This window comes from Bifidobacterium sp. ESL0798, from assembly GCF_029395415.1.
GTDB lineage: Bacteria > Actinomycetota > Actinomycetes > Actinomycetales > Bifidobacteriaceae > Bifidobacterium.
The window spans coordinates 1,195,531-1,209,797 of record NZ_CP113914.1 but is presented as its reverse complement, the minus strand read 5'-3'; the positions used below and the strand labels follow the sequence as shown (position 1 = coordinate 1,209,797).

The 14,267-nt window shown below is 56.3% G+C and carries 11 protein-coding genes and 1 pseudogene; 11 read left to right on the top strand and 1 reads right to left on the bottom strand.

The annotated features are described in order from the left end of the window. The first annotated feature begins 119 nt into the window (after positions 1-119). The 11 genes and pseudogenes from OZX74_RS05185 (at position 120) to OZX74_RS05135 (ending at position 13,288) form a co-directional block, all read left to right on the top strand. Positions 120-1,457: an acetylornithine transaminase gene (locus OZX74_RS05185; protein ID WP_277155924.1), complete on the top strand. Its 1,338-nt coding sequence runs from the start codon at positions 120-122 to the stop codon at positions 1,455-1,457. Between the two features lie 214 nt (positions 1,458-1,671). Next, positions 1,672-2,637, top strand: a complete 966-nt coding sequence (argF, locus tag OZX74_RS05180; RefSeq protein ID WP_277155923.1) for an ornithine carbamoyltransferase — start codon at positions 1,672-1,674, stop codon at positions 2,635-2,637. After that, positions 2,634-3,242: an arginine repressor gene (gene argR / locus OZX74_RS05175; RefSeq protein ID WP_277155922.1), complete on the top strand. Its 609-nt coding sequence runs from the start codon at positions 2,634-2,636 to the stop codon at positions 3,240-3,242. Before argF ends, argR begins: the two co-directional genes overlap by 4 nt. Before the next feature lie 301 nt (positions 3,243-3,543). Next, positions 3,544-4,782: an argininosuccinate synthase gene (locus tag OZX74_RS05170; protein ID WP_277155921.1), complete on the top strand. Its 1,239-nt coding sequence runs from the start codon at positions 3,544-3,546 to the stop codon at positions 4,780-4,782. 364 nt (positions 4,783-5,146) lie between these two features. Continuing rightward, entirely contained in the window at positions 5,147-6,634 is a 1,488-nt protein-coding gene (argH, locus tag OZX74_RS05165; RefSeq protein ID WP_277155920.1) for an argininosuccinate lyase, read from the top strand. 172 nt (positions 6,635-6,806) lie between these two features. After that, complete coding sequence (locus OZX74_RS05160; protein WP_277155919.1) at positions 6,807-7,457, top strand: GDSL-type esterase/lipase family protein; 651 nt, start codon at positions 6,807-6,809, stop codon at positions 7,455-7,457. A gap of 206 nt (positions 7,458-7,663) precedes the next feature. Further along, positions 7,664-8,986, top strand: coding sequence for a tyrosine--tRNA ligase (gene tyrS, locus OZX74_RS05155; RefSeq protein ID WP_277155918.1), 1,323 nt, complete (start codon positions 7,664-7,666; stop codon positions 8,984-8,986). A 107-nt stretch (positions 8,987-9,093) separates the two neighbouring features. Beyond that, a pseudogene (locus tag OZX74_RS05150) lies at positions 9,094-10,815 on the top strand (helicase); the annotation flags it as partial. Positions 10,816-11,285: 470 nt separating this feature from the next. Beyond that, on the top strand, positions 11,286-12,323 hold the full coding sequence (locus OZX74_RS05145; RefSeq protein ID WP_277155917.1) for an HAD-IIA family hydrolase: 1,038 nt from the start codon (positions 11,286-11,288) through the stop codon (positions 12,321-12,323). Between the two features lie 9 nt (positions 12,324-12,332). Continuing rightward, complete coding sequence (locus tag OZX74_RS05140; RefSeq protein WP_277155916.1) at positions 12,333-12,533, top strand: hypothetical protein; 201 nt, start codon at positions 12,333-12,335, stop codon at positions 12,531-12,533. A 20-nt stretch (positions 12,534-12,553) separates the two neighbouring features. Then, a complete protein-coding gene (locus OZX74_RS05135; protein ID WP_277155915.1) occupies positions 12,554-13,288 on the top strand; it encodes a TlyA family RNA methyltransferase in 735 nt (244 codons plus the stop codon). Here the strand turns inward: OZX74_RS05135 and OZX74_RS05130 are convergent. Then, positions 13,270-13,959: a hypothetical protein gene (locus OZX74_RS05130; RefSeq protein WP_277155914.1), complete on the bottom strand. Its 690-nt coding sequence runs from the start codon at positions 13,957-13,959 to the stop codon at positions 13,270-13,272. The two genes, OZX74_RS05135 and OZX74_RS05130, sit on opposite strands and share 19 nt — an antisense overlap. Between the last annotated feature and the right edge of the window lie 308 nt (positions 13,960-14,267).

Genomic DNA, 14,267 nt, shown 5'->3' with positions numbered 1-14,267 from the left:
TAGGAGTCCTGCATGGTGCCGTTTCTGTTTGATGCAGATACTCACCGTTACTCACGCAGTGCTGCTGCAAGGCATACAAGACAAGCAAATAAGACGAACAAATTCAGAAAGCAACCAAGATGGACAACAGCAATCAACGTACAGCGCTATCCGGCAATTCCAACATCGGTTTCGAGGCCGCTACAACGCCAATCGGCTCACAAAGCGAACAATGGATCACGCGATACGAGAACGCGCATACCCACGCCTTCGGTACGCCGTTGCGTGTTATGGACCACGGCGAGGGCATGCATGTCTGGGACGTGGACGGTAACGAATACCTTGATTTTCTTGCAGGCATTGCGGTCAATTCCTTGGGCTATGCCCATCCCAAATGGGTTCGTGCGTTACGTTCCCAGGCCGGCAAAGTCGCGCATATCAGCAATTACTTCGCTTCGGTTCCGCAGGTCAGACTGGCCGAAAAACTGCTCGAAATCTCTGGTGCCCCAGAAGGCTCGCGTGTCTACTTCGGCAATTCCGGTGCCGAAGGCAACGAAGCCGCGATGAAGATGGCCAAACTATATGGCAAGACGCTACCAGGCGGTGACCCGGAACATGGCGGTGCGCCTGCACGAATCCTTGCCTTGACCAAGGGGTTCCACGGCCGCACGATGGGAGCCTTGAGCGCCACTTGGAAACTTTCCATCCGCGAACCATACAATCCTCTGCTTCCTGCGGTGCAGTTTGTCGAAGCGGGAAACCTTGACGCGATGCAGGCCGCATTCGACCAGACGGGCCAGGACGGTGTCGGTCCGGTGGCAGGGGTGATGCTCGAGCTCATTCAGGGCGAAGCTGGTGTACGACCGCTTGATCCGGCGTACGTTAAGGGGGTACGCGAGCTTTGCAACAAGAACCAGGCGCTGATGATCATCGACGAGGTGCAGACCGGTATCGGGCGTACCGGCAAGTGGTTCGCCTTCCAGCGTGACGATCTTTCAGGCAGCATCACCCCCGATATCGTCACCTTTGCCAAAGGTGTGGCGGGAGGTTTCCCGATGGGCGGCATGATTGCGTTCGGCAAACCCTTGGCGTCCCTGTTTTCACCGGGACTGCATGGTTCGACGTTCGCCGGTGGACCGTTGGCAAGCACAGCCGGATTGACGACTTTGCAGGTGATTGAAGAAGAGGATCTGGTGGCCAATGCCGAGGCCCGTGGCAAGCAGTTGCGTGAGGCCATTGTGTCTTCTGGCAATCCGTTATTTGTCTCCGTTCGTGGACGTGGACTGCTCAACGCCATCCAACTTGCGCATCCTTGTTCGCACGCCGCCATGAACTGGGCGCTGGACCGCGGGTTGATCATCAATGCTGTTGCTCCAGACGCCTTGCGTCTTGCGCCGCCATTGATTGTCAGCAGCGACGATGTGGATCAGGCCGTATCGATCCTTTCCAAGATGCCATTCGATTTGCCTGATGATTGAGTTCAATTCATGGTGGCCTGTGAATTTCCGGGATATTTTGTTTCATTCGGAATCGCTTTATATGTCTTGACCGAATCTGCGATTCCAGAGGAATACGGCAAAATAGTTAGATTTAGGTAATTTCTCAGTATATATGCCAATATGCGGATAGAAATGTTATATTCTTGGTTTATGCGGTATATTTTAATAGTCAACTCAGCACAAGGAGATGGTTATGACGGGTCAACTTCGGCATATGCTTCGTGATGATGATGTCAATCACGACGAACAGAAGCAAATACTTCAACTGGGTATGAAGTTTTTCAAAGACCGTTATTATCATCGTCCGTTTGCCGGCCCGCAGGGTGTCGCCGTCATTTTCGACAAGCCCAGCACCCGTACACGTTCCAGTTTCTCCGTCGGTGTCGCCGAGCTTGGCGGCTATCCGTTGGTCATCGACAAGTCCGGCTCCCAGCTTGGCCGGGGTGAACCGGTGGCCGATACCGCGCGTGTGCTCACCCGCATGACCAGCGCCATCGTCTGGCGTACTTTCGGTCAGGACCGGGTGGAGGCGATGGCGAAGTATTCCACCGTCCCTGTCGTCAATGCCCTGACCGACCAGTTCCATCCCTGCCAGATTCTTGCGGATTTCCTCACCATGGCGCAGCATCGTGGGGGAGTCGACGCTCTTGCCGGCCAGACCATAGCCTACTTGGGCGACGCGGCGAACAACATGTCCAACTCCTATCTGCTTGGAGGAGCGACCGCCGGCATGAACGTGCGTGTGGCCGGCCCCCAGGGATTCCTGCCCGACCCGCAGATCGTGGAGGACGCCGAACGTATAGCAGCCTCGAACGGCGGCTCGATCCTGGTGACCACGGATCCGCGCGAAGCGGTGGCCGATGCTGACTGCATATTCACCGATACTTGGGTCTCTATGGGCGAGGAAAGCGAATATGCCGTGCGTTCCAAGCCGTTCTGGGACTATCAGGTCAACGATGAGCTGATGAAGTTCGCCAAGCCCGACGCGCTGTTCCAGCATTGTCTGCCGGCGTACCGCGGCAAAGAGGTCACGGCGAGCGTCATTGACGGACCGCAATCGGTGGTATGGGACGAGGCCGAAAACAGGCTGCATGCGCAAAAGGCTTTGCTGACTTGGTTGATGGGAAAGCTTCGAGATGATAAGGAAATGCTGAAATGAACGATACTGAGGATAGCGACATTACCGCCGACATCAATCATGATTCGGCCGATTCTGCCGGAACTTCAAAAAACGGGAAAGAGCAAAATAACGAGACCAAGCTCCAACATCCGACAAACAGGACGGCCCGGCTGAGCGTCATCCAGGAAATCCTTTCCAATTCGGTGGTTTCCTCGCAAGGCCAGCTGCTGGGCTTGCTTGCCGATCGCGGCATCGACGTCACCCAAGCCACGTTGAGCCGTGATCTTGATGAGATGAAGGCGGTGAAAACACGGCTGAAAACCGGAGAAATGGCGTATACGCTGGGCGTCGAGCCCGAGTTCGATGACGCTACCGCCGAAAAAATCGATCAGCAGCTTTCCCGTGGCCTTTCGGGTTTGATCACCTCGGCCGCAGCCGCCCGCAATCTGGTGATTGTGCACACCCCCTCCGGAGCCGCGCAGTACATGGCCAGTGTCATCGACAAGCAACCCATCGACGGAATTCTCGGCACGGTAGCCGGTGACGATACGGTGCTGTTGGTTTGCAGCAATGACGAAGCGGCAGCGGGCCGTGTTCAATGGCTGCTTGATATCGTCTCACGGGGACAACGTATTGGTGCTTGATTGATCCCGGACGGCTGTCCTCTCATTCCTGTCGAGCTGAAGACTCAATTTGAGGCTAAGTCGTGATTCTTGTTGTGCGTTGGATACTGATACAAAATTAATCAAAAAATAGCCGTAAAAATATGATTTTCCCCGCAGACGGATTTATTGCAGAGGTAATTATACGAAAGGCAGCGTTTGCGCGAATGTTGGCGAGTGGTTCGGCAGCATTCCAAATTGTGGACAATTAACATTCGCGAATTGCATATATATACAATAGAGTGTATATATAGATATACAAAGCTTTGAAGAAAGGGCTGTCATGAGCGATAAGAACCGCATCGTACTCGCATATTCCGGAGGTCTCGATACTTCCGTCGCCATTCCGTATCTGAAGGAGCGCACCGGCAAGGATGTCGTCGCCGTTTCCCTCGATGTCGGGCAGGGCGGAGAAAGTCTGGAGACCATCCGCCAGCGTGCCTTGGCTTGCGGGGCGGTAGAGGCCTACGTGGTCGATGCTCGCGAGGAGTTCGCCAGCGAATACTGCATGCTGGCGCTGAAGGCCAACGCCAAGTACGAAGGCGCCTATCCACTGGTCTCCGCCATTTCGCGCCCGCTGATCTCCAAGCATCTCGTACGTGCTGCCCACCAGTTCGGCGCCGACACCATCTCGCACGGCTGCACCGGCAAAGGCAACGACCAGGTGCGCTTCGAAGTCTCCATCGCCTCGATCGACCCGAACCTCAAGGCGATCAGCCCGATTCGTGACCTGTCGCTGACGCGTGACGTGGAAATCCAATTCGCCAAGGACCACAAGCTGCCAATCACCCAGACCGAGAAGAGCCCGTATTCCATCGATCAGAACGTCTGGGGCCGCGCCATCGAGACCGGATTCCTCGAGGATCCGTGGAACGGCCCGACCAAGGACTGCTATACCTACACCGACGACCCGGCATTCCCGCCGGTTGAGGACGAGGTCGTCATCGAATTCAAGCAGGGCGTGCCCGTGAAGATCGACGGCAAGGACGTCACGCCGCTGCAGGCCATCGAGCAGATGAACAGTCGCGCCGGGGCTCAGGGCATCGGTCGTATCGACATCATCGAGGATCGTCTGGTCGGCATCAAGTCCCGTGAGCTCTACGAAGCACCGGGTGCCGTCGCGCTGATTGCCGCGCACGAAGAACTCGAGAACTGCTGCCTGGAACGCGAGCAGCATCGCATCAAGCGTGACATCGACAAGCGCTGGGCCGAGCTGGTCTACGACGCGCAATGGTTCTCACCGGCGGTCCGCTCCTTGAACGCTTTCATCGAAGATACGCAGCGCTACGTTTCCGGCGAGATTCGCATGATTATGCATGGCGGACGTGCCGTGGTCACGGGCCGTCGCAGCGAAACCTCCCTTTACGACTACAAGCTGGCCACCTACGATTCCGGCGACACCTACGATCAGAACGCCTCCAACGGATTCATTTCGATCTACGGCCTGCCCGACAAGGTGGCCGCCGCTCGCGACGTGAAATTCGGCAACGGCATCGAAGTGCCGGACAACTCCGTCGAATAATTAGATTCTGTTATTGAAAGTAATGTATAACAATCCTAATATTTCAGCCTACTAACTGTGGGGGAGGGGTCAGGATATACAATGCTCGACACGCTCCGGGCCGCTCAGGCCAAGTCTTTACGGTCGCGCATCGCATATCCCGACCCCTCCTTTGACTTATGTTTTTCAATGGGTATTCATTGGTCAAAAGGATTATGGATATATTGTTTTAAAGCTCCGGGCTGAGCCGTTAAGAACGAAGCTCTGTGGACTCGCTGCTTAACGGCACAGCCAAGGAGCGTCCGGAACAACGTATATCCCCAGACCTCCGCACAGTTAGTTTTCATTTAAAAGTTGTTGTTTGCACAACGAAGGGAATTGTACGATGACGGAGCAGAAGAATAAAGAGAATGAGCATCTGGCGCTGTGGGGCGGACGGTTCAAGTCCGGGCCTTCGCCGGAGCTGGCGCGGCTTTCCAAGTCGACACAGTTTGATTGGCGGCTGGCCGATGACGACATCGCCGGATCGCGGGCGCATGCCAGGGCTCTTGGCAAGGCTGGGTTGCTGAGTGCCGATGAGCTCAAGCGGATGGAAGACGCCCTGAACAAATTGCAACAGCTGGTGGATTCGGGGGAGTTCGCTCCTGTCGAGGATGACGAGGACGAGGCTACCGCGTTGGAACGCGGGCTGCTCGAGATCGCGGGGGACGAGCTCGGCGGCAAGCTGCGTGCCGGACGTTCGCGCAACGACCAGATCGCCTGCCTTATTCGTATGTGGTTGCGTCGCCACGCACGTACGGTCTCTGGTCTGGTACTCGGCGTGGTCGAGGCGTTGATCGGTCAGGCCGAGCAGGCCGGAGAAGCCGTGATGCCGGGGCGCACGCACATGCAGCACGCCCAGCCGGTTCTGCTGGCGCATCAGTTGATGGCGCATGTCTGGCCGCTGCTGCGAGATGTCGACAGACTTGCCGATTGGGACAAACGCATGGACGAAAGCCCGTACGGTTCAGGCGCACTGGCCGGCAACACGCTCGGGCTTGATCCGGAAGCGGTTGCTCACGAACTTGGCTTCTCGCGCGTGACCGCCAATTCCATCGACGGCACCGCCAGCCGGGACTTGGTGGCCGAATTCTCGTTCATCGCCGCCATGATCGGCGTGGACCTGAGCAGGCTCAGCGAGGAAATCATCATCTGGAACACGCAGGAATTCGCCTTCGTCCGTCTTGATGACGCGTATTCCACCGGCTCCTCGATCATGCCCCAAAAGAAGAACCCTGACATCGCCGAGCTCACCCGGGGCAAATCCGGCCGTCTTATCGGCGACCTGACCGGTTTGATGACCACGCTCAAAGGACTGCCGACAGCCTACGCCCGTGACCTGCAGGAAGACAAGGAAGCCGTGTTCGACCAAGTCGACACCCTTGAAACCCTGCTCCCTGCGTTCGCCGGCATGGTGCGCACGATGGTCTTCGACCTTGACCGGCTCAAAGCCCAGGCGCCCACCGGTTTCGCGTTGGCCACCGACATCGCCGAATGGCTGGTCAAGCGCGGTGTCCCGTTCCGTCACGCGCATGAGCTCTCCGGCGCGTGCGTCCAATTGGCGGAAGGCCGTGGCGTCGAGCTGTGGGATCTGAGCGATGCTGATTTCGTCGACGTCTTCAAGGATTTCCTTTCCTCCGACGTTGCCCCTCAAGTGCGCACAGTCCTTTCGGTGGAAGGTTCCGTCGACCAGCGCAACGGCAAGGGCGGCACCGCCCCCGTCCGCGTACGCGAGCAGATGGCCGAAGCCAAGCGGATTGCTGTAAAAGCCAAGACGTTTGCCGATTCCGTCAGTGATGGCCCGGCCTACGTGAAACCAGACACATTGCGGTAATCTTGATATTTTGACATCGCTTCGAGTACGATGGCATGCTGAAAGCACGATAGTACAGAGAGGCGTGAGACGGCATGACGTTGGGTATCGGAACTCCGATAGCGACCATTCAGGCGATGTGGGCAAAGCATACGATTCATCTGGCTGAGGCTCCCGGGGAGACCCATTTGGTGTGCGGAGATTTGACCAGTCAGCTCCCGGCAATGCCAAACCTTTGACCATGTGCGCGATAGGTGATTCCATGGTGGCCGCCTGCGGTACGCAAGACCAACAGGATGGCCTCATACCCGATCTTGCGCAAGGATTCGCGCAAACATTCAGGTGTGATGTCAGCTGGGAAGCCCACGGCAAACTTGGAGCCACCATGCGTCGCGTCCGCTACCGTCTGCTTCCTGAAGTTCTCAAGTCCGGCAAAAAGTTCGATATTTTGGTGTTCTGTGCGGGTTCGAACGACATCATGGCCAACCGAACGCTTGATGAATGGCGTACCGATCTTTCTGCCGTCCTTGACGAAGCCAAATCGTTGAGTGACCATATCGTCGTTCTGAGTCCCGGCCAAATGCAGCATGAGCCGTCGCTGGGCAAGGCTCTGCGGCGGGCTCTTGAACGTGAGATGGACGAACAGGCTGCTGTGAGCAAGGAAGTCTGCGCTGAACATAACGCCACATACGTCGATATGATTCACGAGAATGTGCATGCCGATGCGTCTGATTTCTTCTCGCCCGACCATTTCCATCCCAGTGCCAAAGGCTATAGCTATATGGTCGAAGGTGTGGTCGCCAAGCTCGGCCCTTCATTCGTGCAGGACCTTGCTGCCGAATAAGAGATTGTCGGTTCATCGTCGCATTGGATGGCGATAAAAAATATTATAAAATATCGCCAACTTTGTGATAACGAATAAATTGATATCCAGATTCAATTTGATACGGAACTTGATATTGAGGTGTCGCTGTCATCTGCGAAAATGGATTGGTTCAGGAGTCATTCGGCTCCGGTTGTTTTGACACAAAAGAATAGGGGAATACGGTTATGGCTCACGTCACCGATTTCAAGGAAGCGGGATTCGACTCTCTCTTCGATGAATTGAACTGGCGAGGGCTGATTTCACAGTCCACGGACCGCGATCAGCTCGCCAAAGCGTTGAACGGCGGGCCGATCACCTACTATTGCGGTTTTGACCCTACTGCGGCATCGCTGCATATCGGCAATCTGGTGCAGCTGATCAATATGCGGCATCTTCAGGAGGCAGGCCATCATCCCATCGCCCTGGTAGGCGGTGCCACCGGACTGATCGGCGATCCGCGCCAGAGCGGCGAACGCACGCTCAACCCCAAGGATGTCGTCGAAGGCTGGGCCCGCAGGCTGAAAAAGCAGATCGGCACGATCCTCGTCACCGACGGCGACAATCCGGTACGCTTCGTCTCCAACTATGACTGGACCGCCAAGATGTCGGTCATCGATTTCCTGCGTGACGTCGGCAAGAACTTCCGCATGGGCACCATGCTCGCCAAGGACACGGTGGCACGCAGACTGAAAAGCGACGAGGGCATCTCCTTCACCGAATTCAGCTACCAGGTGCTGCAGGGCAACGATTTCCTCCATCTTTTCGACGAATACGAGTGCACGCTTCAACTGGGCGGCTCCGATCAGTGGGGCAACCTCACCAGCGGCCTCGACCTGATTCGCAAGGTGCATGGCGCGAGCGTCAACGTGTTCACCAGCCCCATCATCACCGACAGCCAAGGCAAGAAGTTCGGCAAATCCGAAGGCAACGCCGTTTGGCTCGATGCGACGATGCTGAGCCCCTACAAGTTCTATCAGTTCTGGTACAACCAGCCAGACGGAGAGATGGAGAAGCTGCTGAAGGCGTTCACCTTCCTTCCCAAGGCCGAAATCGAGCGTCTGGCGCACGAGGCCCAAGTCAACCCCGGCGCCCGTGAGGCGCAGAAGGCGTTGGCATGGGAGGTCACCAGCTTCGTCCACGGCGAAAAGACCACGCAGGAGGCGATCGATGCGGCATCGGCCTTGTTCGGTCGTGGCGGCGATCTGAAGTCCATCGGCTCCGATATGCTCGAATCTTCTATTGACGGACTCAAGATCGAAAACGAGGAAGGCGAAAAAGTCTTCGCCAAGGCGGTGATCGGCGAGCGTATCTCGCAGGCCGCAGTCTCGGCGGGTCTTTTCAAGTCGATTTCCGAGGCGCGCAAGACCATCAAGTCCGGCGGCGTCTATATCAACAACACGCGTGTTGAGGATCAGGATCAGGAATTGACCGGCGATGATTTTCTTACCGGTCACTTTGCGTTGATTCGTCGTGGCAAGAAGGCCGTAGCGGTCGTCGAACTCGGCTGACAGCAAGCGTTGAACAAGCCGATTAGAATTTATTACAGAAAAAAATTTAGGATTCCCGTTCAATTCTGAAGGCGGGAAAACCAAACCCAAACAAAAGGTATAGGCATATGGCAGAAGAACAGCGCGGCAATCGCGACGGCAATTCATACGGTCACGGTTCGTCCCGTTCAGATGGCGGCTATCGAGGCCACGGTGGATTCCGAGGCAATAATCACGGCGGCGGCTACCACAAGGGCGGTCACGGCGGGTACCGTGGTCACGATGACGATCGGCGCGGCGGCTACCGCGGCAATGGTGGCGGACACCGCGATTTCCACCGCGATGATCGACGTGACGGCGAACGCAGCGGCGGACACCGCGGATACGGTGATGGAGATCGCCGAGACTTCCACCGCGACGGTGAACGCGGCGGCTACCGTGGCGATGGCGATCGCAGGGACTTCCATCGCAATGATGACCGTCGTGGCGGCTACCGTTCCGGTGGTTACCGCGGACACGATGATGACCGCCGTGGTGGCGGTTATCGCGGCAACGGCGGCGGACACCGTGATTTCCATCGTGATGGCGATCGCAGGGACTTCCGTCGTGACGACAGACGCGACTTCCACAAAGACGGCGATCGCCGTGATTTCCACAAGGGTGGTTTCCGTCATGATGATGATCGGCGTGGTGGATACCGTGGCGATGGCGATCGCAGGGACTTCCATCGCAATGATGACCGTCGTGGCGGCTACCGTTCCGGTGGCTATCGCGGGCACGATGACGATAGGCGCGGCGGCGGGTACCGCGGCAATGATCGCCGTGACGGAGACAGGCATGATTTCCGTCGTAACGATGATCGCAGGAACGGTTACGACTCTCGAGGCAACGGCCGTCGGGACTTCCACCGAGATGATCGGCGTGACGGTGAACGCGGCGGATACAAGAGCTATAACAACCATCGTGACGATCGCCGTGATAATCGTCGCGGTGGTTATCACAACGACGGGCGTGAGGAATACATGCACAGGGGCCCGCGTCGCAATTCCGATGGGACCGTCTCGTTCCCGTCGCAGAACCCGTACACCGATCGTCGACCCGGTGAGCCCCGCATGCCCAAAGGCATGGAATGGTCGATGCTCTCCAAGGACGAGAAGGAACGGCTGAGGGGACTTTCCAAGGAGCACGCCGAGAACACCGGTCTGCACATTCTTGCCGCCTACGCGCTTGAGGAAAGCGATCCCAAGGCCGCCCGCGAACACGCCGAATGGGTCGCTCACCAGGCCTCCCGCATCGACTTCTCCCGTGAGACCCTGGCATTCATCGCTTATCGTCAGGGCGATTACAAGACCGCCTTGAAGGAGTTCCGCACCGCGCATCGCATGAACGGCTACAACGACTATCTGCCGTTCATCGCCGATTGCGAACGCGGACTCGGCAATCCCAAGCGCGCCATCGAAATGGCGATGTCCGATGACGCCAAGGAGCTCACCGGCGAGTCAAAGGCCGAGATGTTCCTCGTCTACGCCGGAGCGTTGGGTGATTTGGGGCTTTGGGACAAGGCCGTTGATGTGGTCAGCAAGCTGGCCAGCACCAAAGGTCTACCCGGCGCCTACCGTATGCGTGCCCTGCAGGCCGAACAGTATTTCCTCGAGGAATCCGGGCGCGGAGATGAAGCCGCCGATCTCGACACCACCATCGAGCAGCTTGAAAACAAGTATGCCGACATGGACGATGACGATATCGATGCCGAAGAAGTGGTCATCGACTACGATCTCGAGCGTCTGCCCGACGATATGATGGAACAGCTCGGCATCACCGAGGACGATGCGCAGTATGCACCCGTTGATCCGTATGAGGAAGACGAAGATTACGACCGCGATTCGGATTCCGACGATTCCGACGATGCTCAAGACGATGCATCTGATGAAGATGTCTCCGATGAGGAGGGCGAATCCGATGAAGAGGTAGGCGAACAAGTGGATGCGGACGCTGATACCGACGATCAGTCCCAGTCTGCCCTCGACCCGCAAACCCCGGAAGCCGAGGAAAGCGCTGAGGCGACGGCCAAGGAGAACTCCGATAGCATGGAAGTCGTCGACGAATCCGGCGAACCGGATGAGTCGGCAGATTCTCAAGCCGATGAGGAAGCCCAAGGTGAAGCCGGAGAAGATGATGAGGCTGAAACCGAAGGGGATGCCGACGATGATGAAAACGAGTTGCCTGTCGAGGAGGCGACCGCAGGTGCGCAAGACCCCACAGATCCGGCCGTCGAGCAGGAGGCCGCCGACGAAAAAGACGGATCCGGCGAAGAGGAGTAATGGCGACAGTGCTCAAGGCAACCGAACAGCCTCTCGAACAGGCGTACAAGCTGGCGTTGCTCGATCTTGACGGCGTGGTCTACAGGGGCAAAAACCCTGTGGATTACGCCAGCGAGTCGATCGCGAAAGCCCAGCATGCCGGTATGACGGTGGAATACACCACCAACAACTCCTCCCGTTATCAACAAACCGTGGCGCAACAGCTTCGCGGTTTTGGCCTTGAGGTCGAGCCTTGGCAGGTCATCACATCCTCGGTTGTGGCCGCACGAATGGTGGCACGTGCCGTGCCAAGCGGGGCCAAGGTGCTCATGGTCGGTGCCGGCCATTTGCGTGAGGAACTTGACAAGCAGGGTCTCGTCATCGTCGATCATGTCGAAGACGATCCCGTTGCTGTCATCCAAGGCTGGTATCCGCAGATCGGTTGGAATGAACTTGCCAATGCTGCTTTCGCCATCGAGAGAGGTGCAAAGTATTTCGTAACCAACCGTGATTTGACCCTACCTCGTGAGCTAGGCATCGCCCCCGGATGCGGCTCCTTGATCAACGCCGTAGTCACAGCCACTGGTGTTGAGCCAATTGCTTCGGCGGGCAAGCCAGAATCTGCCATGTATGACGAAGCGCGGCTTCTGGCCTCGAATGACGGCTCTACGTTGGTGCCCAAGGACCATTGCCTTGCCATAGGCGACAGGCTTGACACCGACATCGAGGCGGGCAATCGAGGCGGTTATGATTCCCTAGTCGTGCTTACCGGCGTTGCGGATCCCAAGCAGCTGATGCTGGCCGTTCCACATCTGCGTCCAACCTATATTGCCCTGGATCTACGCGATTTGCATGAAACGATGCCGGTGCCGGTCCAGGTTTCGAAAACCGAATGGGAATGCGAATCCGCGTCGGCCCAACTTGTCGGCAACGAAGTCCGGGTCAGTGATTCCGCCGATATCAATGCATTGCGCGCAGCCTGCAGCCTTTTGTGGAATCTGGCAGACAATGAGGGCGTCGATACTGCTACATTGCGGCTTCCTGATTTCAGGCTTTAGGAGACGAAGATGGTCGATCGATATGAACAGAGTCCTGGAACCGGCGATGTCGACGATATTGAAAGCCTGAATTCCGCTTCGTGTGAGAATCTGCGTGCTCGTTACCCGCAGCTCGAAGCGCTTGCCAGCATGGATGACGAGCAGAAAATCGAAGCGTTTCGAGCCGTTTTGGCAACGCTGAACGAGGATTTGAATCAGCAGCAGTCATGATTGTCGAAGGGCGTTGAATCATGCGTTTGGACACGTTTATGGCCTCTTCGGGCCTCGTTCACAGCCGCACCCAGGCGCAGCATCTGATTCGAACCGGAAAAGTGCAAGTCGACGGCCGACTTGCAGACAAGCCCTCGATGCAGGTGGAGGTTGCCGCAAACGTTTCGGTTGATACCGGCGACGACTATGTCTCGCGGGGAGCCTACAAGCTCCTCGGCGCTTTTGATCGGTTCGGCGATGTGGGCCTGTCGTCGCCGAAGGGGCGGCATTGTTTGGATATCGGCGCTTCCACAGGCGGGTTTTGCGACGTGTTGTTGCGCCATGGTGCCGACCAGGTCATCGCCCTTGATGTAGGGCATGGTCAGCTTGACCCACGTATTGCCGATGATCCGCGTGTCATCGAAATGAGCGGCGTCAACATCCGCGATGTCACATCCGAGGATTTGCCGTACCACCCCTCATTAATCGTTTCCGACGTGTCGTTCATTTCATTGACCTACGTGATTCCGGTTATCGCCAAGATCGCCGCAAAACAAGCGGATATCGTGCTCTTGGTCAAACCGCAGTTCGAGGTTGGCAAGGGGCATCTGGGCAAAAACGGGGTGGTGGAAGATTCGAAGCTGCGCGAAGCGGCATTGAAAACCGTTCGTGATTGTGCTGAAGCCAACGGGCTCAAGGTGGTTGCCACATGTCTTTCGCCGATACGGGGAACACATGGCAATGAGGAATATCTGCTTTATGCCACTTTGCGCTGAAGCCGTCCATCCTCGTCCTCAGCCCAACGATGCTCGATGAGTGTCGCGCTGGAAGTCTTGTCAAGTCTTAAATCTCCGTCATATATCACCTTTTCGACATGAGCATGGCCCGATAACGTTACATAACCGGCATCGATTTTCTGACAGATGGTGTCGCACAGTGCTACATTGGTGGCCACGATGCGTTTGATGTTGCTGGGCCCGAGATATTCGTCCATTCCGAATCGTTCGAACATTGCTGTACGTATCGGCACTGTTTCGAGTCTGCCAGTTTCGGTGCATTCTTTGATATCGGTATGGCCGATCAGCTTGGCCGTCGATGAGGTCAACGATTTGGCGTCGATGGTTCCGTTGACTTGGATGGTCTCCTTGACGGTGATTTGCATACTTGTCTTCATTTTACCGATGAACACGATGTTGCGTGCACAGATGCGTTGCCGGGCGCAGACACTACCGTGTCCGGAAAGGGAATCGGCGATGATTTCGCCTGACGCGTTCAGCATTCCTCCGTCGATGACGATTCGACGTCCTTGACAGGTTGACGTCTGTAGGATTCCTTTGACTACGAGCGTGTCGAATTTGGCATTCTCTTGCAGTACGGCGTTACCGTGGGTGATGAGGATATCGTAATTGCCGCCTTTGATGAATCCGCCGAATGTATTGAGGTTCATTTGTTTCGCCTTCTTTCCGGCAAGCCTGGCAGTTGGGTTTTGCACTTTGCTTTCTGTATTATCGGAAATGAAGGCAAAAATAAAATCGAGTAAGGGAAATCGATGAAAATTCAAGATTTCTTGATATTACAAAATATTGAATAATATCTGCAAATATGGATCAATCGTTCGAAGTTTGATGAATGCACTGATTGCTTCAGGATTTTCACATTGCCGACACCCGTTATTGAGGGTTCGTTTTGGGGTAAGCTCGTTTTGTAGACACTGTCCGGTTAGGATATGGATAGAAACCGATTGTGTTTTCGAAA